Origin of the sequence: Nocardia sp. NPDC052316, assembly GCF_044547795.1 — a bacterium.
Classification (GTDB): domain Bacteria; phylum Actinomycetota; class Actinomycetes; order Mycobacteriales; family Mycobacteriaceae; genus Nocardia.
Genome location: NZ_JBIUBB010000001.1, coordinates 1000568 through 1019865 on the forward strand (window position 1 = coordinate 1000568; position 19298 = coordinate 1019865).

Genomic DNA, 19298 nt, shown 5'->3' on the forward strand with positions numbered 1-19298 from the left:
CCCGGTGAGATGTCGGTTTTCTACCGAGAGTTGTTCCTAGGTACGCGCCTGCTGCTGCGGCAGCTTGGTGGCCTTGGTGGCGTTTGCCACCTGGACACAATCAGCAGCCGTGGTGCCGGCAGTTCCGTTGCGAACGTTGGTGTTGCACGCGTTCTTCAGCGCGGTGGACAGTGCCGCGTAGTTGGAGCTCGACGTGAGCAGTGTCTGGGTGGTCCAGTACAGCGCTGCGGTCTTCTCCAGGCCGATCGCGGTGACGTTGACGCTGTTGAGGCTGCCGCCGTCGACCATCAGCTGAGCGGTCTTGTTGCCGACGCCGCTGTTGATGTGCACACCGCCACTGTCACCGGTGCCGGTGTACCAGTAGCGACCACGGTAGGTGTCGGGATCCTGGTAGGCGTTCGGGTTCTTCATGTCGCGGATCACGCCGATCGAGCTGCAGGCACCGAGCTTCCACCGGTTGGCGGCGGTGTTGCACGGGTTGCTGGTGTTCACCAGGAAGGTGAGCTCGCCGAAGATGTCGGACATGGACTCGTTGATCGCACCGGGCTCGTTGCGGTAGACGAGACCGTTGGTGTGCTGTGTCACGCCGTGGGTGAGTTCATGGCCGGTGATGTCCTCGGTGGTGAGACCCGAGCCGTAGGCCATGTAGCTGCCGGACCAGAAGGCGTTCTGGTACGGGCACGCGGTGGTGGTGCAGAGCCGGACCGTGGCGCGCAGCGCCTTACCCTTGCCGTCCCCGGTGTCGGAGCCGATCAGGTTGGTCAGGTTCGCCAGTTTGGTGTACTTGGCGTAGAAGGCCTCGGTGTTGCCCAGGTAGGTGTAGATGTCGTCGACATCCTTGATGCCGACCGGTGCCTGGCCCTCGGACCTGGTGGAACGCAGCGTTCCGGTGCCGCAGCCTGCCCGGTTGGGGTCGATGCGCCGGTTCGCGTTGTCGCACACCACCCGGTTGAGGTGCTTGGTCTCACTCCAGCTGTCGAGCACCTTGTTGGTGCTGTTGGCGTCGACGAAGACGATCCACTTGGCGGGCTCGCCCTTCTTGTCGTCGCTGGCGCCGTTGATCTCGACCTTGAACGCCGGGACCGCGGTGCCCTGCGCCTCGCCCTTGGCGGCCAGCTTGGCGTCGTACCAGAAGGCCTTCGTGTCGTCCACAGCCAGCTTGTCCGGCGCCGTCTTGCTCTGCTCGGCAACCTTCTTCAGCGCGGTGGCCTGGATCTGCGCGGTCGGGGTCGTCGTGCTGAACTTGCCCTTCGACTTCTTCGCCAGCGCGCCGGTCACCGAGATGAGGGCACCGTCGGCGGTCAGCGACTGCGCCGCCGATGCGCCGAACACCGGTACCTTGTCGATCTCCTGACGCAGCCGGACCGTGGACCCCTCACCAACCTGGAACACGGACTCGACCACCAGGTCGCCAGCGGTATCGCCATTTCCGCTGAGCGCCTTGTGCACACCGGGCGCGTGCGCCTGCGCGGCGGCGGGCGCTTCGGCGGGCGTGCCCGACGGTGCCGGAACGAGATCCTTGGGCACCACCTGCTGGACGGCGCCTTCAGAATCGGTCGTTACTTCTTTCGGGACCGCGGACAGATCGGAACCCGCCGGCGCGGATGGACTCACCGGCGGCGCGCCACCGGCCGGGCCGGGCGCGAACATCATTGCCGCAACAGCAATTAACGCGAGGGCGGAATTTCGTCCCGCCCGTATATGTGTGGGTTTCATGACCAAGTAGAACCACATACCGGCGGTCAACTCGACTGGAGACGAGACTGGGGAAAAGGATAGCTGGGCTGGGAATCTTCGGGCTATCGGCGAGCGAGGACCGCCAATTGTTAAGCGCGAATATCTTTGACGGCTATTGATATTGGACGGTGTAACACCATTCCGCGGCGCCATACCGGGACAGGTAATTGCCCGAGCCGATAACCCGAGATACGAGGCCGAAACCTAAAGCACTCAGCGAGAACAGGTTTCACCGCACCCCCTAGTCCCGGTACGAATCTGTACCCCGATTAAAGATCAACAACATCCCGCCTGGTTGCGCCAGAAATGCTGTTGCCCAATCTCTTCGGATGTTCCGAGGTGCCCGGACCGGCTCAGACCAACGCGCGCTCCAGAATGGCCCCGGTGTCCACACCGGTCGGCAGCGTACCGAAGGCAATGCCCCAATCGCCGCCGAGCCGACTGGCACAGAAGGCATCCGCGACGGCCGGGTGTCCGTGCCGCACCAACTGCGCGCCTTGCAAGACGAGGGCCATCAGCTCGACCACGCGGCGGGCGCGATATTCGATGTCGCTGAGATCGGCGAGTTCCTTGCCGACCCGGCTGATGGCATCGTCGAGCCGCGGGTTCGCACCGCGCGCCAGCGAGACCTCGGCGAAGTATGCCTCGACGGTCTCCGGCTGACGACCCATGGCGCGCAACGCATCCAGTGCCGCGACATTGCCGGAGCCTTCCCAGATGGACATCAGCGGCGCCTCACGGTAGAGCCGCGGCATCCCGGACTCCTCGGCATAGCCGTTGCCGCCGAAGCACTCCAGCGCCTCGGCGGCGTGCGCGGGCGCCCGCTTGCACACCCAATACTTGGTGACCGCCAACGCGATCCGGCGCAGCGCGGCCTCGGCCGGGTCGCTGGTCGCCCGGTCGGTGGCGCCGGCGAGGCGCATCATCACCGTGGTCGCCGCGTCGGACTCGATCACCAAGTCCGCCAGCACATTCCGCATCGCGGGCTGATCGATCAGCTTGGCGCCGAACGCTTCTCGATGCCTCGCGTGGTGCGCGGCGAATACCGCCCCGGTCCGCATGCCGGTCGCCGAACCGATCACACAGTCCAGCCTGGTCATGTTCACCATCTCGATGATGGTCTTGACCCCGGCGCCCTCCGCGCCGACCAGCCAGCCGGTGGCGTTCTCGTACTCGATCTCCGAGGACGCGTTGGACTTGTTGCCGAGCTTGTCCTTGAGCCGTTGAATGCGAATGGGATTGCGCGTGCCGTCCGGCAGCACCCTGGTCAGCAGGAAACAGGACAGCCCACCGGGCGCCTTGGCCAGCGTGAGGAACATGTCCGACATCGGGGCCGAGGTGAACCACTTGTGCCCGACGATCCGATAGGAGCCGTCGGGTTGCGGTGTCGCCGTGGTGGTGTTGGCGCGCACGTCCGAGCCGCCCTGCTTCTCGGTCATCGACATGCCCGCGATGAGACCGGCTTTGGCCGACGGCTCCCGCAGGCCGAAGTCGTAGACCCGGGAGCCGAGCAGCGGTTCGTATTTCGCCGACAGTTCCTTGTTGTGTCGCAGCGCGGGCACCACGGCATAGGTCATCGAGATCGGGCACATGTGCCCGGCTTCGGCGGCGCCCCAGGTGTAGAACTTCGCCGCCCGAGCGACGTGCGCACCGGGCCGTTCATCCAGCCACGGCGCGCCGTGCAGGCCGTGCGACACAGCGACATTCATCAGGTCGTGCCAGTGCGGGTGGAACTCCACCTCGTCGACCCGGTGGCCGTAGCGGTCGTGCGTGTGCAGCACCGGCGGGTACTCGTTGGCCAGTCGCCCCCACTCCTGCGCCTCGACGCCGCCCGCGAGCATGCCGAGTTCGCGTACCTCGGCCTCGGCCCAGCCCGCGCCCTCGCGGTGCAGGCCCTCGAGCAGCGCCGGATTCCGTGAGACATCGAAGGGCGCGATGTCGGGCACCTGGTTGAAGACTTCATGCGTCTGCATCGGACACTCCTGATTCCTGCCGAGCGAGCGAACCGCTCGGCGTCGCGCGCACTCCCAGTGCGCGCAGTGCGAAGGTAATGAGTTCGGGGACAACGGATTCCCCGTGTGGCGCGGCGGCGAGCGGGCCGACCAGCACCTCGCCGATGGCGCCGACCAGCGCCGCCGCACTGGTCCTGGCATCCTGCGCGGGCAGTTCACCGTGCGAGACACCTTGCGCGACAGCCGATTCGAAGGCCTCGGCGAAGGCGCGGCGGAAGTGCAGCCGCTCGGTGTCGACCACGGTATCGACGGGCTCGACGAGCAGCACGTAGGCGAGCTTCGGATTCTTCAGCGCACGTCCGGCAAACGTCTCCACCGCCGCGCTCACCCGCTCCACGGCCGTGCCGGTGGCGCTGGCCGCGACCACGGCGGCCAACTCACCGGCCACCACCTTGCGGAAGACGGCGGTGACCAGTTCAGCCTTGCCCGCGAAGCTCTTGTAGACGGTGCCGGTGGCGACGCCCGCCTCCGCGGCGACCGCGGCCATGGACATCCCGGCGTAGCCGGCCTCGGCCAGCACCTTGGTCGCGGCCTGCACGATCAGCCCCGCCTGCGCGTCCAGGCGGGCCTGCACGGCGGGGGTTCTGCGGTAGGCCACACAAGAAGTGAACCATGGATTCATTTCTTGCCACAAGGGGGGTTTTACGGCGTATGGTCGACGTGATCGAGCAGACCGGACGAAGCAACGAGGTGGCGGCGTGACTGTACGAATCGAACGCAAGGGTCCGGTGACCACCGTGATCCTGCACCGTCCCGAAGCACGCAACGCGGTCGACGGGCCGACCGCCGCGGCGCTGGCCGCCGCGTTCCGCGAGTTCGACGCCGATCCCGACGCCGCGGTGGCGGTGCTCTGGGGCGACGGCGGCACGTTCTGCGCGGGCGCCGACCTCAAGGGACTCGGCACCGAACGGTCCAACGTGGTCACCGAGGACGGCGACGGACCGATGGGACCCACCAGGATGCGGCTGTCCAAACCGGTGATCGCCGCCGTCTCCGGTTACGCCGTTGCTGGCGGGCTCGAGCTCGCACTGTGGTGTGATCTGCGAGTTGCCGAGCAGGACAGCATCTTCGGCGTGTTCTGCCGTCGCTGGGGCGTGCCGCTGATCGACGGCGGCACCCTGCGCCTGCCGCGGATCATCGGCACCGGGCCCGCCATGGACATGGTGCTCACCGGCCGCCCCGTCGACGCGGCGGAGGCGCTGCGAATCGGCCTGGCGAACCGGGTGGTCCCGACCGGCGAGTCCCGCAGCGCCGCAGAGCAACTCGCCGCCGAGCTCGCCGCGCTGCCGCAGGCCTGCCTGCGCTCGGACCGGATGTCGCTGCTCGAGCAGGACGGCATGGACGAGCAGACCGCGCTGCGCAACGAGTTCCGGCACGGCATGACCGCGTTGACCAACGGCGCGCTCGAAGGGGCCAAGCGCTTCGCCGCCGGTGCGGGGCGCCACGGCGCGAAGGCGTAGGTTTCCGGCACGACTCGAGAGCGAGGTGTTGCGGTGCGCCCGATGGGCCGGTTGAGCGTCGTCGACGAGATCTTCCTTCGCACCCATCGCGGCCTCGGCACTCCCATCGCGCTGCAAGGCTTGTGGCGCACCGCCGACCGCATCGATCCCCAGTTGCTGCGCGATGTGCACGCGGCGCTGCGCACCGGTCCGTTGGGGCGGCGGGTGATGCGGCCGCGCGTGCCCGGCGCCCGCCGCGGCTGGCAGCCGAATACGCGCGCGCATCCGTTGCTACTCACCGAACGACCGTTGGCCGGGAGCGCTCTGCTGGAGTGGGCCGATGCGCAGGGCGCCGAGCTCGATCCGGAGTACGGACCCGGCTGGCGATTGTCCGCCGCCGCCTTGGACGACGGCGGTTCCCTTGTCTCCCTGACTTGTTCGCATGCACTCGCCGACGGGCGAGCGCTCGTCCACGCGGTGGACGACGCCCTCGGTGGCACAGCCTTGACCGTGTACGCAGCCGCCGAATCGGACTGGGTCGATGCCCGCCGACAGTGGTCGATCGTGCTGCGCGGCACGGCGCGGGCGTTGCGCAAGGGAATTCCGGAACGCCCGCGTCGTGCGCCGGACAGCGAGACCAGCATTCCGCCCGGCACGCGTACACCCGGCGCGATATTCCAGTGCGCCGTATCGGACTGGGAGCTGGCCGCCACCGCGCGGGGCGGCACCGCTAACAGTCTGTTCATCGCGGTGGTCGCGAACATGCTGTGGGCCAGTGGGTTCGCGCGAGAGACGATCGCCGCGAGCCTCCCGGTCGATACCCGCGACGAACCACGCGTCGACAACGACCTCGCGATGACCGACATCACCGTCGACCGCACCGATACCCCGGCATCGATTCGCGAAAAATCTCGCGCCGCCTACGAGCGCCGCATGACCAGCCCCGGCGGCATGCCGGAGGAGCTACTGCAGGTGATCCCCGACCCATGGGCGTACGCGTTGTCCAAAGGTGCCGGCGAGCGAGACATCTTGTGTTCCAACATCGGCACGCTCCCCACCAGTCTGCGCATGCTGGGACCACACCAGTGCCTCGGCGTCGCCGCCCGCGCCATCCACCCCGGCCTGACGGCCGCACACTGGCCGAGGACCCGCCTGTCCGGCTACCTCTGCCGCAGCGCCGACGACTACGTCCTCTCGCTGGTCGGCCTCGACCCGGCGCGCATCGAATCCGCTACCGCGCTGGCCGATCTGGCGCGGCAGACCCTGTCCTCGTTCGGGCTGCCCGCCCGCGGCTGGTGAGCGACCCTCACTCCGTCGCGGCGAGGTCGCACGCGGTGAGCGCGGCGGCGAACAGTTGGGCGTGATCGGGGCGATTGGGGTCGTAGCCGGTGACCGTAGCGATCCGGTTGAGGCGGTAGTTGAGCGTATTGCGGTGCACGACAAGCGCGGCCGCGGCCTGCTGCCGGTTGTAGTCGTTGGCGAGCAGCGCCCGCAGTGCGTCCAGCAAGTGCGGCTGGTCACGCAGTGGATCGAGCAGGGTGAGCAGCCAGGTCCGCGCCGGGCCAGGTCGGGCGAGTTGATACTGCAATGCCAGATCGGCCATCCGGTACACGGCGGCGGGACGGCCGAGTCGGAACGCGAGTCTGGCTATCTCGCCTGCCTCCTCGACGGCGGCGGGTATCCCGTCGACGCCTGCGGCGAGCGCGAGACCGCCGACCGCCCGCGCACCGATGCCCTGTGCGACACGGGCGACGAAAGTGTCGAGCGCGGTGGCTGTTTCACCCGCTGCCGCAGGCACGAGCAGCACACCGCCGCCGCGCTCGACGGTGCTCAGCGCGCGATCGGACACCGCGTCGATCTCACTCTGCACCATGCGCAGCACCGGCCGGTTCCCGCCCGTCGCCGGTTCGGCCACCCGAAACACGAGCACCTGGAACCCGCCGTCCAGCGATATCCCGAACCGCTCGGCCAGCAGATCGGCGGGGGTGCCGTGCACCAAGGCCTGCGCCACAGCACGTTTGGCCTCACGCTGCTCCCAATGCAGATCCTGACGCTCCCGCAGATAGGCGCCCGCTACCCCGGGTGTCACGGCGCCGAGGTAGCCGAGCACATAGGGCACCGCGGCCAGTAGTTGTTCGCGCTGCTGCGGCGTCGTCGCCGTGGCCGCCACCGAGTTCCACGCGGCAACCGCGCCATGGTGATACACCGAAAGCACGGTGTCGAGCGGGATCCCGTCCCTGGCGCGGCGCACCGCAACAGCGATCAGCTCCGACAGTTCGTCCGTGCGCGGTGCCCGCCGTTCGGCCAGCGAGCGGAGGAACAGCCGCAGATTCGCCTCGGCCGCGAGCGGCAGGTCCCGCCCGATCATCTCGGCGGACAACTCCCGATACGAGGGCACCTCGCCGAGCACCCCGGCGAGCACATCCCGGGCGACGTCGGGCAGCACATCGCGTACTCGGCCGGACAAGTCGTCCAGCGCAGCGGAATCGGGGGCAGCGGTCATCCGGACATTGTTTGCACAGACAAACCGGTCCGCACAATAGCCGGCCCCGGACAATATCTTCAGGTCACGGGGCCGAGACCGGATCCCGTCCGGTGCACAAAGTGCGGGCCGATTTCCGTGGCGTCCGAACGGTGACAGACGCCGTACTCACTGCACCGGCACGAGGCTCGGTGCGGTGCGGTCGAGGACGTCGGCGGGTACCGGGAGGCCCGGCTCGAGATCGGCCGAATCGACCGGCTCGCCCCACACCTGGCGAACCGGCAGTACCCCCGCCCAGACACCGCCGTTCTCGATGTCGGCCGGGTCGTCGCTCGGACCACCGGCCCGGATCTTCACCGAGGCTTCGGTGAGATCCAGCGCGAGCACCATGGTGGCGGCCAGCTCCTTCTTGCTCGGCGAGCGCACCCGTGACCAGGCGCCCGGCGCGGCGTGTTCGGTGATCACCTGGAGCGCGTGCAGTCGCTCGGCGGGGTCGGTGAGCTCCACCGCGCGGCCGTGCACCACCGCGGAGCGGAAGTTCATCGAGAAGTGCATCGCCGAACGGGCGTAGACGATCCCGTCGACCAGGGTGACCGCGACCGAGATGTCGCCGGCGAGGGCAGCGCGTAGATTGCCCGCACCCGTCGAACCGTGCAGATACAGCGTGTCACCGTCGCGTCCGTAGATGGTGGGGAGCACCACCGGCGCGGCGCCGAGCAGCACGCCGAGGTGGCAGACCAGCCCGGCGTCGAGGACCGCGTCCAGGTCCGCGCGTTCGCTGCGCGCTCGTTCCTTCGAGCGGGTGAGCGTGCTGCGCGGCGTCGGCGAGAGCGGGGTTCGGGAGTCGACTGATCGGGTCATATGACCAGCATCGGGCGGTAAGTGGCATTATCAAAGTGCCAATTCAACGAAATTCGCGCAGTCCAATCGAGAGGCGTGCGGTGCTCGACGAACTTCCCCTTCCCCTCGACCGCGCGCTGCCGGAACCGCTGTCGGTGCAGGTCGCCGACGGATTGCGGGCTGCGGCGAGCAATGGCCTGCTGCGCGGCGGCGACCGGTTGCCGTCGTCCCGGTCGCTCGCCGAACGGCTCGGCGTGAGCCGCACCGTGGTGGCCGCCGCCTTCGACCAGCTGCACGCCGAGGGATGGATCAGCGGCAAGCGCGGTTCGGGCACCTACTTGACCACCGCGCCGCCCGCCGCACCCCGGCGCGCGCTCCCCGCCGACGGCACAGGGGACGATCCGGCGCTGCTGGATCTACAACCCGGCGCGCCGTGCTCCGACGCCATCGACCGCCCGGCCTGGCGGCGCGCCTGGCGGGCCGCCGCCGATCTTTCCCCGCTGGTCCGCAAGGACCGCGCGGGCGAGCCGGATTTCCGCGCGACGATCGTCGAACACCTGCTGCGCCACCGCGGTCTCGGCGCGGGCAGCGACACGGCGGTGCTCGCGACGGCCGGAACCAGTTCCGCGGTAGGCGAACTCGCTGCCGCGCTGCTCTCGCCCGGCGACGCCATCGCGATGGAGGACCCCGGATACAGCCGGGCCGCAGGCGCTTTCGCGGCGGCCGGGGTCCGCGTCCTGCCCGTGCCGGTGGACGCGCACGGGCTGCGGGTCGACCTGCTGCCGCCGCACATCAAGGCCGTGTATTGCACGCCGGCACATCAGTTTCCGCTCGGCGCCCGGCTGCCCGCCGCGCGCCGGGTCGAGCTGGTCGAGCACGCCCGCCGCGACGGGCTGCTGATCATCGAGGACGACTACGACGGCGAACTGCGCTACGACACCGCCCCTTTGCCGTTGCTGGCGGCGATGGCGCCGGACGTGGTGGTGCACCTCGGCACCACGAGCAAGATCCTCTCGCCCAGTCTCGGCGTCGGCTGGCTGGTCGCCGCGCCGCGGATCGCCGAGGCCGTTGTCGCGCATCGGCATCGCACCGGAACCAGCCCGAGCCCGGTGGGCCAGCAGGTGTTCGTCGCGCTCGCCGCCCACGGCGACCTGGCTCGGCATTTGCGCCGACTACGCCGCGCACTGCCGCCACGCCGGGCGCTGATGGTCACCGAGCTGCGTCGCCACGGCCTCGACGTGCTCGGCGACGACGCGGGCTCGCACGTGGTGGTGCCGCTGGCCTCGGCCGAGGCGGAGCAGCGGGCCGTGGCCGCGGCCCTGGCGCGCGGTGTCGCGCTCGATCCACTGTCCCGTTATCACCTGAGCGCACAGCGGCACCAGTTCGGCATCACCCTCGGCTACACCGCGCTGTCCCGGTCCGACCTGGCCAGGGCCGTGCCGATCGCCGCCGCGTGTCTGGCACAGCCGTAGCATGGTCGGCATGACCGAACAGGACGTGTTGGCCCGCATCAAGGCACTGGTCGACCAGGAGCACGAACTGCGCGCGCAGGCCGCCAAGGGCGAGTTGGACCCCAAGGCCGAACGCAGGCAGCTCGCCGAGCTCGAGGTGATGCTGGATCAGGCGTGGGACCTGCTGCGGCACCGCAGGGCGCGGATCGACCAGGGCGAGTCGCCCGACGGCGCCGAACAGAGTTCTGCCGCCCAGGTCGAGGGTTACCTGCAGTAACAATGCCGAGCACACCTGCCGAATACGACGTCATCGTGATCGGTGGTGGCCCGGCCGGCGAGAACGCCGCCGCCTACGCCATCGCCGGGAGCGAGCGCACCGCCGCGATCGTGGAACGCGAACTCGTCGGTGGCGAATGTTCCTACTGGGCCTGTATTCCGAGCAAGGCCCTGCTGCGGCCCGGCCATCAGCTCGCGGCCGCGCAGGCCATGGACGGCATCACCGCGTCCGGCCTCGACGTCGAGGCGGTGCTGCGGCGGCGCGACTCCTTCGTCAGCGGCCTCGACGACACCTCGCAGGTCGACTGGGCCCGGGACCACCGCATCGAGGTCATCCGCGGCACCGGTCGACTGGCCGGGGTGCGGCAGGTCGAGGTCGACGGGCAGGTGCTGCGCGCCAGGCACGCGGTGGTGTTGGCCACCGGCACCAGGGCCAGCATCCCGGACGTGCCCGGCCTGCGCGACGCGCTGCCGTGGATCTCCCGCGATGCCACCAACCTGCATGAGGTCCCCGACCGTGTGGTGATCATCGGTGGCGGCGTGGTCGCCTGCGAGGCGGCGACCTGGCTGGCCGCGCTCGGCGCGCAGGTCAGCATGGTCGTGCGCGGCACAACGGTGCTCGCGTCGGCCGAACCGTTCGCCGGCGAGCGCGTGATCGCGGCGTTGCGCGAGCGCGGCGTGCGCATCCTGCTGGAGACCGAACCGGCGAGCGTGCACCGGCCCGATGCGAAGGACACCGGCGAAGGTCGCATCCACGGCGGCCCGGTCACCGTGCGGCTGCACAGCGCGGCGGGCGACACCGAACTCGAGGCCGACGAGATCATCGTGGCCGCCGGGCGCACACCGGCGACCGAGGGCCTCGGCCTGGACTCCGTCGGGCTGAAGGACGGCTATGTGCAGGTCGACGATCACCTGACCGCAAGCGAGGCGGACGGTGACTGGCTCTACTGCGTCGGCGATCTGAACCACCGTGCCGCCCTGACCCATATGGGCAAATACCAGGCCAGGGTGTGCGGCGATGTGATCGCGGCCCGCGCCGAGGGCAGGCCGCTGGATGATGCCCGGTGCACCGCGAGCGCCGACCACGGGCAGGTCCCCCAGGTGGTGTACACCGCGCCCGAGGTCGCGTCCGTCGGACTGACCGAGGCGGCCGCCCGCAAGGCCGGCCATGCGGTGGAGACGCTGGAGCTCGACATCTCGGTGGCCGGATCGGCGTTGGCGCGCAACGACTTCGCCGGCCGCGCCAAGCTGGTCATCGACACCGGCACCGACACCTTGCTCGGCGCTACCTTCGTCGGCCCCGAGATGGGCGAACAGCTGCACGCGGCCACCATCGCGGTGGTCGGCAAGGTGCCGCTGGCCACCCTGTGGCACGCGGTGCCCGCCTTCCCCGCGGTGAGCGAGTTCTGGCTACGCCTGTTGGAGACACGACGGCCGTAAGTACCATTAGCAAATGGTGGCATCGACAGATATCCAGACCGCCGACGGAGTCGTGCGCGGTCGTCGTGGCCGCCGCGTCCTGCGCTGGCGGTCCCTCCCCTACGCGGCCCCGCCGGTGGGCGACTTGCGATTTCGGGCACCGCAGCCGGTCACGCCGTGGACCGGGGTGCGCGAGTGCACCGAGTTCGGGTTCGCCGCGATGCAGCATCGGGCCGGCGCGCGGATCGGACCGCGCCGATACCAGCCGACCAACGAGGACTCGCTGACACTGAATGTCACCGTGCCCGCGACGCCGTCGGAGCGACCGCGGCCGGTGCTGGTGTTCATCCACGGCGGCGGCTATCTCACCGGCACCTCGGCACTCGGTCTGTACTCCGGCGGGCGGCTCGCGGTGCGTGGCGACGCCGTGCTCGTCTCGCTGAACTACCGGCTCGGCGCGTTCGGTTACGTCGATTTCGGCGAATTCGCCACGTCGGAGCATTCTTTCGAGTCGAACCTCGGCTTGCGCGATCAGGTCGCCGCGCTGGAGTGGGTGCGCACCAATATCGCCGCGTTCGGCGGCGATCCCGGCAACGTGACCATCTTCGGCGAATCCGCCGGCGCACACGCCGTGCTCAGCCTGCTCGCCGCGCCTGCCGCGAAAGGCCTGTTCCACCAGGCGATCTCGCAGAGCCCGCCGGCCGACTGGGCGATGACCGCCGACGACGCCCGCCGCTTCGCCCGCCGCTGCGTCGAAGCGCTGGGGGCGACACCGGACCGGGCCGCCGAGGCGCTACGCACCGCCAGTGCCAACGACATTCGGCGCGCCGTCGACCGGACAAGCAACCGGGTGCTGCGCGAACGCCGCGGCCTGTTCCCCGTCGCGCCGACCGTCGACGGGGTCTTTCTCCCGCAGGCGCCCATCGATGCGATCACCGACGGCAACGCCCATCGCGTCCCGCTGATCATCGGCACCAACCGGGACGAAGGCACCCTGTTCGCGAAGTTCGCGGATTCCCTGCCGACCACACCGGACCGGCTGCGCGCCGCACTGGGCGACGAGGCCGCCGAATCCCGCATCGCCGCCGTCTATCCCGGTTATCCGAACGCCAAGGCCGCCGTGCGCGCCGGCGGCGACTTCGTCTTCTGGCGCCCCTCGGTCACGGTGATGGCCGGGCACAGCCGACACGCCCCCACCTACGCCTACCGTTACGACTTCGCCCCGCGCTCACTGCAACTCGCGGGCCTCGGCGCCACCCACGCCGCCGACCTGATCCCGGTCTTCGGCGGCGGCGACACCCCCTTCGGGCGCGCCATCACCGCGGCGGGCGGGCGCCGTGGCCTGCAGTCGGTCACCGACCAATTCCAGGACAACTGGCTCACCTTCGCCCGCTCCGGCGCGCCGCTGCCCTCGTGGCCGCCCTACACCGAAGCCCGCCGCACCACCTTGATCATCGACGCGCCCACCCGCCTGGAGCACGACCCGGACAAGGCCAAACGCCTTGCCTGGGCGGGCGTCCGGGTACCGACGCTGACCTGAGTCGCTACTTGAGCAGCCGCGACATGCGCCGGTCGGCGAGGATCTTGCCGCCGGTCTGACAGGTCGGGCAGTACTGGAACGAGCGCTCGGCGTAGGACACCTCGCGCACCGTGTCGCCGCAGACCGGGCACGGCAGGCCGGTGCGCGCGTGTACCTGCATGCCGGAGCGCTTCTCGCCCTTGAGGCGGGCGGCGGCCTGACCGACCGAGCGCTGTACGGCGTCGGTCAGCACCGCGCGCATGGCCGCGTACAACTCGCTGACCTTGTCCGCCGCAAGGGTTTTGGTGTTGGCGAACGGCGAGATCCGTGCGGTGTGCAGTATCTCGTCGGAGTAGGCGTTGCCGACGCCCGCCAGCAGGGTCTGATCGACGATCGCGGTTTTGATCCGCTGCGAGGTGCCGCGCAGGATCTCGGTGAACTGTTCCTCGGTCACCTCGAGCGCGTCGGGCCCGAGCCGCGCGATGCCGGGCACCAGCTTCGGGTTGTCTACGATGTAGACCGCGAGTCGCTTCTTGGTCCCCGCCTCGGTGAGGTCGATGGCGGGCGTCGCGCCCTCGGGGGTGAAGAAGTGCACCCGCAGCGCCAGCGGGCTCTTACCGCCCGGCTTCGGCGGCGTCTGGCTCGGTTCGTCGATCCACCGCAGCCAACCGCCGCGGGACAGGTGGGTGATCAGCCACAACCCGTCGCAGTCCATCCCGAGAAACTTGCCCCAGCGCCCCGCTCCGGTCACGTCCCGGCCGGACAGCGCGGTCACCGGCGGGTCGAAGGTCTTCACGGCACTCAACGCCGCGACATCCACACGCCCCACCACGGCGCCGACCGCATGCTCCCGCAGAAACTGCGCCAGCGCCTCCACTTCAGGTAGTTCGGGCACACGCCAAGGCTACCGGCCCGCACCGACAAGAGCAGGGCAGTCAGGTCCGACGAAGCAGGTAGATGTCCATGATCCAGCCCTTCTCGGCCCGCAGCTCGGCGCGGCGGTCCACGATTTCCCGCTCCACCTCGCGCAGCGGGCCTTCGATCAAGGTTTCGTCCGGCAGGCCGAGGTAGGCACCCCACCAGATGTGCACGTCCGCGCCGGGCACCTCGGTGAACGAGCAGTCGCCGTCCAGCATCACCACCGCCGCATCGGCGAGCCCCTCCGCGCGCAGCCGCCTGCCGGTGGTGATGTGCACCGGCTCGCCGATGCCGTGCAGCACCATCCGATGCCGCGCGGCCAGGGCCTGCACGCTGGTGACACCCGGGATCACCGTGTAATCGAAGGGCACCGCGGCGCGCGCGAGCACCCGCTCGATCATCCGCAGGGTGCTGTCGTACAGCGACGGATCGCCCCACACCAGAATGCCGCCGACCCCGTCGACCTGCGCGAACGCCTCTCCCAACACGGCGGAGCGCCGCTCGTGCCAGTCCTCGACAACACCCTGATAGTCCGCCGGTGCCCGGTCCCGCGGCGGATCCGCGATCTCCACGATCCGATAAGGCCGGTCGACGTGCTCGGCCAGGATGGCGGTCCGCACCTCGACCAGCTCGCGTTTCTCCGCGCCCTTGCCGATGACGAAGAACACCTCGACCTGCCGCATGGCCTTGATGGCCTGCACCGTCACCTGGTCGGGATCGCCCGCGCCGATGCCGATCACGTAGAGCTTGCGCATGCGCCGAGCTTGCCAGGCGACCCGCGGACTAGAGTTGGCAGCCGTGGCGACCGATACCCAGTACGAGGATCTGCTCCGGCTGGTGCTGGAGTCCGGCACGAAGAAAGCCGACCGCACCGGCACCGGCACGCGCAGCATTTTCGGCCATCAGCTGCGCTACGACCTCTCGGCGGGCTTCCCGCTGATCACCACCAAAAAGGTGCATCTGAAGTCGATCGTCTACGAGTTGCTCTGGTTCCTGCGCGGCGAATCCAACGTGCGATGGCTGCAGGAGCACGGCGTCTCCATCTGGGACGAATGGGCCGACGCCGACGGCGAACTCGGCCCGGTCTACGGCGTGCAGTGGCGGTCCTGGCCGACGCCGGACGGCGTGCACATCGACCAGATCTCCGAGGTGCTGCACACCCTGCGCACCAACCCCGATTCCCGGCGCATGCTCGTCTCCGCCTGGAACGTCTCCGAGCTGGACAAGATGGCGCTGGCCCCGTGCCACGCGTTCTTCCAGTTCTATGTGGCCGAGGGTCGGCTGTCCTGCCAGCTGTATCAGCGCAGCGCCGACCTGTTCCTCGGTGTGCCGTTCAACATCGCCAGCTACGCCCTGCTCACTCAGATGGTCGCGCAGCAGACCGAGCTGGAGCTCGGCGATTTCATCTGGACCGGCGGCGACTGCCACATCTACGACAACCACCTCGACCAGGTCGGCGAGCAGCTGACCCGCGAGCCGTTCCCGTTCCCCGCCCTGCACCTGCGTCCCGCGCCGACGCTGTTCGACTACGCCTACGAAGACGTGGAAGTGGTCGGCTACCAGCATCATCCGGCCATCAAGGCACCCGTTGCGGTGTGAGCGGCCCGGCTCGACGGAAGCAGCTTCGGGTAACGGAGGAACAGTGAACACCGCATCGGACGCAGCGTGACCCGCACCATCGGATTGATCTGGGCGCAAACCCCCGACGGCGTGATCGGCTTCGAGAACACCATCCCCTGGCGCGTGCCCGAGGACATGGCGAATTTCAAAGCGGTCACCATGGGACATCCCGTGGTGATGGGCAGGCGCACCTGGGATTCGCTTCCGCCGAAATTCCGCCCGCTGTCCGGCCGCCGCAACATCGTGGTGACCAGGCAGCCGGACTGGGCGGCCGAGGGGGCCGAGCGAGCCGGATCGGTGGCCGAGGCGCTCACGCTGAGCGGACCGGACACCGTGTGGATCGCCGGCGGTGGCGAGATCTACCGCGTCGCTATGGATTTCGCGACCGACCTGCTCGTCACCGAGGTGGACACCACCGTCGACGGCGACGCGTACGCCCCCGCCATCGGGCCCGAGTGGACCACCGACGACACCGCGCCGTGGCACGACTCGACCTCCGGTCTGCGCTACCGGATCCGCCGCTACACCCGCCGCGAATCCGACTAGTCGGCAAACTCTCCGCATCGACCGTCGCGGCCGCACAACACCGTTCGATCACAGAACCCCCGGCCCGCGCAAACAGGTCCCGAGGCCGCAGCCGGTCGGGCATACTCCTGGATAAGCGGGGCCGGCCTTCGTCCGTCCGGACCCCCGAGCCGGTGCGATCAGCCCCCGCACCGGCTGTTGTCATTTGCGAAAGGCGGTCCATGGACAAGAAATCGCTGACTGCGGTTGCTCGACAACAACTCAAGATTGCGAGCACCGCCAGCAGCGGGCGTAGTTCGCAAACGATCTACGGTGGTCACGCGAATTCGCTGCGCCAGACGGTGGTCGGCTTGAGCGCGGGCCAGAGCCTGGCCGAGCACGACAACGCGGGCGAGGCCACCCTCCTGGTGCTCAGCGGCACACTGACCCTGATCAGCGGCAGCAACGAGTGGAAGGGCTCGGCGGGCGACCTGCTCGTAGTGCCCAAGGCCAGGCACAGCGTGATGGCCGTGGACGATGTGGCGTTCCTGATGACCGTCGCGAAGTAGCCGCGCCGTTGGCCGTGCCACCCGAACGGCGGTCCTCCGCCGGGCACTAGGCTGATGATCATGAGCGAGCCGCAGCCGATCCTCGATCCGCTCACCCCGGCTGCGATCTTCCTCGTCGCCACCATCGATGCGGGCGGTGAGGCTGTGGTCCGCGATACCCTGGCCGACGTGCAGGGTTTGCGCCGTTCGGTCGGGTTCCGGATCCCCGGTGCGGGCCTGACCTGTGTGGCCGCGATCGGCTCGGCGGCGTGGGACCGGCTCTTCGCCGGACCACGCCCCGCCGAACTGCACGAATTCCCCGGTTACGTGGGCAAGCACCACCGCGCCCCGGCGACGCCGGGCGATCTGCTGTTCCACATTCGGGCCGAGAACCAGGACGCCTGCTTCGAGCTGGCCATGACCATCGGCGACCGGCTGGCAGGCGCGGCCACGATCGTGGACGAAACCGTCGGGTTCCGCTACTTCGAGCAGCGCGACCTGCTCGGCTTCGTCGACGGCACCGAGAACCCGGAGGGCAAGTCCGCCTACGCGGCCGCGCTGGTCGGCGACGAGGACCCCGAATTCCGGGACGGCAGTTACGTGATCGTGCAGAAGTACCTGCATCCGCTGGCGGACTGGCGGGCGCTGTCGATCGAGGAGCAGGAGAAGGTGATCGGGCGCACCAAGCTCGACGATTTCGAGCTGTCCGACGCCGACAAGCCCGCCGACTCGCACGTCGCGGTGAACACCATCGTGGACGCCGACGGCACCGAGCGCGAGATACTGCGCGCCAACATGCCGTTCGGCAGCGTCAAGGACGGCGAGTTCGGTACCTACTACGTCGCTTACGCGGCGACACCGAGCGTCACCGAGTTGATGCTCACCCGGATGTTCATCGGCACCGAGGAGGCGGCCTACGACCGCATCCTCGATTTCTCCATCGCGGTCACCGGCACGTCGTTCTTCGCACCGTCGCTCGACTTCTTCGATGAGCTTCCCCCGCCACCGGCAGCCGCCGACACGGCGGAAAACGTGCAGCCCAACGACATCGGCTCGGGCTCACTCGGTATCGGCACGTTGAAAAGGAGCAGGCAGGCATGAACAACCTCTATCGCGAACTCGCGCCGATCACCGCCGAGGCATGGTCGGCGATCGAGGAAGAGGCGACGCGCACCTTCAAGCGGCACATCGCCGGGCGCCGCGTCGTCGACCTGTCCGGACCGCACGGCCTCGACTACGCCGCGGTCGGCACCGGCCACACCACCCCGATCAGCGCGCCCGACGAGGGCGTGCAGGCCAGGCAGCGGGTGGTCGCGCCGCTGGTCGAGCTGCGGGTGCCGTTCCGGCTGTCGCGCGAGGAGCTCGACAACGTTGAACGCGGCGCCATGGACACCGATCTGGATCCGGTGAAGGACGCCGCGAAGAAGATTGCGTTCGCCGAGGACCGGGCGATCTTCGAGGGCTATCCGGCCGCGAATATCACCGGTATCCGGGCGAGTTCGACCAATCAGGCGATCGCCCTGCCGAGTGATCCCCGGCTGGTGCCGGAGTCGGTCACCCAGGCGCTCACCGCGTTGCGGCTGGCCGGTGTCGACGGGCCGTACTCGGTGCTGCTGAGCGCGGACCTGTTCACGGCGGTGAGCGAGACCTCCGATCACGGGCACCCGATCCGCACCCACATCGAGCGGCTGATCCCGGACGGCGAGATCATCTGGGCGCCCGCCATCGACGGCGCGTTCGTGCTGACCACCCGCGGCGGCGACTACGACCTGCGGATCGGCCAGGACCTGTCGATCGGCTACCTCGCGCACGACACCGAGTCGGTGCAGCTGTACTTCCAGCAGAGCCTGACCTTCCTGGTGTACACCGCCGAGGCAGCGGTCGCCTTGCAAGCCTGAGACTTGCGGGTGTGCCGCGGCACGACGCGCGGTAGCGTGTGCCGCAGCACGCCGGAAGTGGGTAGGTGAGATGACGATGGTGCGGGCTGGTGTGGTGCCCACGCAACGTGCGGCGCTCTACAGTTCCCTCGGGATCCTGGTGACCGTCGTACTGTGCACGGCCGTGATCGGCCTGTTCGGGATGAACCGCGTGTTCACCGGTTTACTGGCCGGCGCCGTCGCGGGCATCGCCGTGGTGGCGGCGCTGTTCACCAGGGACGCCGTCGTACTCACCGAGCGGATGATCTACCGGCGCACCCCGTGGACCGAGTCCAGCATCGACTGGGACCGCGTGGTCGCCGGGCGCTTCACCCTCGACGAGCGGTCTCGCTGGTCGCTGGCGCTCGACCTGATCGGCGGCGACGAGCAGCACGGCGAGCTGGTGCTGCTGTCCATTCCGCCGGTGCTGCGCCCGGTGGCAGGCGCCTATGACCTCCGCAAACGCGAGCAGGTGAACGAGATCCGGGCGTTGCTGCGGCGCAAGCGCATACCGGTGACGGTGCTTCCGGAGATCGCGGGCGCGTTGCAGGAGCACTGGCAGATCGCGCCGCCTACCCGCTGACCAGGAACGCCCGCGGCCCGTTTCGGATACGTTG

19 protein-coding genes are annotated in these 19298 nt (G+C 69.2%); 12 read left to right on the forward strand and 7 right to left on the reverse strand.

Features of this window, described 5'->3' with window-relative positions; all coding sequences use genetic code 11:
* Positions 1 to 36: 36 nt before the first annotated feature.
* From ACIHA7_RS04655 to ACIHA7_RS04665, 3 genes are all read right to left on the reverse strand, one after another.
* Positions 37 to 1653 carry a M4 family metallopeptidase gene (locus tag ACIHA7_RS04655; protein ID WP_397285523.1) on the reverse strand — a complete coding sequence of 539 codons (1617 nt, stop codon included), beginning with the start codon at positions 1651 to 1653 and terminating at the stop codon, positions 37 to 39.
* Positions 1654 to 2090: 437 nt separating this feature from the next.
* Positions 2091 to 3710, reverse strand: coding sequence for an acyl-CoA dehydrogenase family protein (locus ACIHA7_RS04660; RefSeq protein WP_397285525.1), 1620 nt, complete (start codon positions 3708 to 3710; stop codon positions 2091 to 2093).
* The gene (locus ACIHA7_RS04665) at positions 3697 to 4347 is read right to left on the reverse strand and encodes a TetR/AcrR family transcriptional regulator (RefSeq protein ID WP_397285527.1); all 651 of its coding nucleotides are present in this window, start codon (positions 4345 to 4347) and stop codon (positions 3697 to 3699) included. Before ACIHA7_RS04665 ends, ACIHA7_RS04660 begins: the two co-directional genes overlap by 14 nt.
* A 100-nt stretch (positions 4348 to 4447) precedes the next feature.
* Between ACIHA7_RS04665 and ACIHA7_RS04670 the strand changes: the two genes are divergently transcribed.
* Both ACIHA7_RS04670 and ACIHA7_RS04675 read left to right on the forward strand, forming a co-directional pair.
* Positions 4448 to 5209, forward strand: coding sequence for a crotonase/enoyl-CoA hydratase family protein (locus ACIHA7_RS04670; RefSeq protein ID WP_397285529.1), 762 nt, complete (start codon positions 4448 to 4450; stop codon positions 5207 to 5209).
* Between the two features lie 42 nt (positions 5210 to 5251).
* Positions 5252 to 6487: a hypothetical protein gene (locus ACIHA7_RS04675; RefSeq protein ID WP_397285531.1), complete on the forward strand. Its 1236-nt coding sequence runs from the start codon at positions 5252 to 5254 to the stop codon at positions 6485 to 6487.
* Positions 6488 to 6494: 7 nt separating this feature from the next.
* Here ACIHA7_RS04675 and ACIHA7_RS04680 read toward each other — a convergent pair whose 3' ends face one another.
* Complete coding sequence (locus ACIHA7_RS04680; protein WP_397285533.1) at positions 6495 to 7691, reverse strand: PucR family transcriptional regulator; 1197 nt, start codon at positions 7689 to 7691, stop codon at positions 6495 to 6497.
* 147 nt (positions 7692 to 7838) lie between these two features.
* A complete protein-coding gene (locus tag ACIHA7_RS04685) occupies positions 7839 to 8531 on the reverse strand; it encodes a pyridoxamine 5'-phosphate oxidase family protein (protein ID WP_397285535.1) in 693 nt (230 codons plus the stop codon).
* 80 nt (positions 8532 to 8611) lie between these two features.
* Between ACIHA7_RS04685 and ACIHA7_RS04690 the strand changes: the two genes are divergently transcribed.
* Genes ACIHA7_RS04690 through ACIHA7_RS04705 form a run of 4 tightly spaced genes read left to right on the forward strand, consistent with a single transcriptional unit; the run spans position 8612 to position 13196 of the window.
* A complete protein-coding gene (locus tag ACIHA7_RS04690) occupies positions 8612 to 9982 on the forward strand; it encodes a PLP-dependent aminotransferase family protein (protein WP_397285537.1) in 1371 nt (456 codons plus the stop codon).
* Between the two features lie 10 nt (positions 9983 to 9992).
* On the forward strand, positions 9993 to 10238 hold the full coding sequence (locus ACIHA7_RS04695; RefSeq protein ID WP_397285539.1) for a DUF2630 family protein: 246 nt from the start codon (positions 9993 to 9995) through the stop codon (positions 10236 to 10238).
* 2 nt (positions 10239 to 10240) lie between these two features.
* Positions 10241 to 11677: a dihydrolipoyl dehydrogenase family protein gene (locus ACIHA7_RS04700; RefSeq protein WP_397285541.1), complete on the forward strand. Its 1437-nt coding sequence runs from the start codon at positions 10241 to 10243 to the stop codon at positions 11675 to 11677.
* A 13-nt stretch (positions 11678 to 11690) separates the two neighbouring features.
* A complete protein-coding gene (locus ACIHA7_RS04705; protein ID WP_397285543.1) occupies positions 11691 to 13196 on the forward strand; it encodes a carboxylesterase/lipase family protein in 1506 nt (501 codons plus the stop codon).
* 4 nt (positions 13197 to 13200) lie between these two features.
* On the opposite strand, the gene ACIHA7_RS04710 is transcribed toward ACIHA7_RS04705, so the two are convergent.
* A complete protein-coding gene (locus ACIHA7_RS04710; protein WP_397285545.1) occupies positions 13201 to 14070 on the reverse strand; it encodes an Fpg/Nei family DNA glycosylase in 870 nt (289 codons plus the stop codon).
* A 40-nt stretch (positions 14071 to 14110) separates the two neighbouring features.
* Positions 14111 to 14848, reverse strand: a complete 738-nt coding sequence (cobF, locus tag ACIHA7_RS04715) for a precorrin-6A synthase (deacetylating) (protein WP_397285547.1) — start codon at positions 14846 to 14848, stop codon at positions 14111 to 14113.
* A gap of 43 nt (positions 14849 to 14891) precedes the next feature.
* Here cobF and ACIHA7_RS04720 point away from each other — a divergent pair, with 43 nt between their 5' ends.
* The 6 genes from ACIHA7_RS04720 (at position 14892) to ACIHA7_RS04745 (ending at position 19264) form a co-directional block, all read left to right on the forward strand.
* A complete protein-coding gene (locus ACIHA7_RS04720) occupies positions 14892 to 15692 on the forward strand; it encodes a thymidylate synthase (RefSeq protein ID WP_397285549.1) in 801 nt (266 codons plus the stop codon).
* Between the two features lie 66 nt (positions 15693 to 15758).
* Positions 15759 to 16259: a dihydrofolate reductase gene (locus tag ACIHA7_RS04725; RefSeq protein WP_397285551.1), complete on the forward strand. Its 501-nt coding sequence runs from the start codon at positions 15759 to 15761 to the stop codon at positions 16257 to 16259.
* Positions 16260 to 16459: 200 nt separating this feature from the next.
* Entirely contained in the window at positions 16460 to 16786 is a 327-nt protein-coding gene (locus tag ACIHA7_RS04730; protein WP_107659390.1) for a cupin domain-containing protein, read from the forward strand.
* A 60-nt stretch (positions 16787 to 16846) separates the two neighbouring features.
* The gene (locus ACIHA7_RS04735; protein ID WP_397285553.1) at positions 16847 to 17866 is read left to right on the forward strand and encodes a Dyp-type peroxidase; all 1020 of its coding nucleotides are present in this window, start codon (positions 16847 to 16849) and stop codon (positions 17864 to 17866) included.
* Positions 17863 to 18663 (forward strand): family 1 encapsulin nanocompartment shell protein, encoded by an 801-nt coding sequence (locus ACIHA7_RS04740; protein WP_397285555.1) that lies wholly within the window; start codon positions 17863 to 17865, stop codon positions 18661 to 18663. Before ACIHA7_RS04735 ends, ACIHA7_RS04740 begins: the two co-directional genes overlap by 4 nt.
* A 76-nt stretch (positions 18664 to 18739) precedes the next feature.
* On the forward strand, positions 18740 to 19264 hold the full coding sequence (locus ACIHA7_RS04745) for a hypothetical protein (protein ID WP_397285557.1): 525 nt from the start codon (positions 18740 to 18742) through the stop codon (positions 19262 to 19264).
* Positions 19265 to 19298 lie beyond the last annotated feature (34 nt).

Coding starts and splice junctions, on each gene's coding strand:
- ACIHA7_RS04705 (WP_397285543.1), top strand. CDS start 11,691: ATGGTGGCATCGACAGATATCCAGACCGCCGACGGAGTCGTGCGCGGT.
- ACIHA7_RS04660 (WP_397285525.1), bottom strand. CDS start 3,710: ATGCAGACGCATGAAGTCTTCAACCAGGTGCCCGACATCGCGCCCTTC.
- ACIHA7_RS04740 (WP_397285555.1), top strand. CDS start 17,863: ATGAACAACCTCTATCGCGAACTCGCGCCGATCACCGCCGAGGCATGG.
- ACIHA7_RS04655 (WP_397285523.1), bottom strand. CDS start 1,653: ATGATGTTCGCGCCCGGCCCGGCCGGTGGCGCGCCGCCGGTGAGTCCA.
- ACIHA7_RS04700 (WP_397285541.1), top strand. CDS start 10,241: ATGCCGAGCACACCTGCCGAATACGACGTCATCGTGATCGGTGGTGGC.
- ACIHA7_RS04675 (WP_397285531.1), top strand. CDS start 5,252: ATGGGCCGGTTGAGCGTCGTCGACGAGATCTTCCTTCGCACCCATCGC.
- ACIHA7_RS04730 (WP_107659390.1), top strand. CDS start 16,460: ATGGACAAGAAATCGCTGACTGCGGTTGCTCGACAACAACTCAAGATT.
- ACIHA7_RS04695 (WP_397285539.1), top strand. CDS start 9,993: ATGACCGAACAGGACGTGTTGGCCCGCATCAAGGCACTGGTCGACCAG.
- ACIHA7_RS04745 (WP_397285557.1), top strand. CDS start 18,740: ATGGTGCGGGCTGGTGTGGTGCCCACGCAACGTGCGGCGCTCTACAGT.
- ACIHA7_RS04685 (WP_397285535.1), bottom strand. CDS start 8,531: ATGACCCGATCAGTCGACTCCCGAACCCCGCTCTCGCCGACGCCGCGC.
- ACIHA7_RS04680 (WP_397285533.1), bottom strand. CDS start 7,691: ATGACCGCTGCCCCCGATTCCGCTGCGCTGGACGACTTGTCCGGCCGA.
- cobF (WP_397285547.1), bottom strand. CDS start 14,848: ATGCGCAAGCTCTACGTGATCGGCATCGGCGCGGGCGATCCCGACCAG.
- ACIHA7_RS04735 (WP_397285553.1), top strand. CDS start 16,847: ATGAGCGAGCCGCAGCCGATCCTCGATCCGCTCACCCCGGCTGCGATC.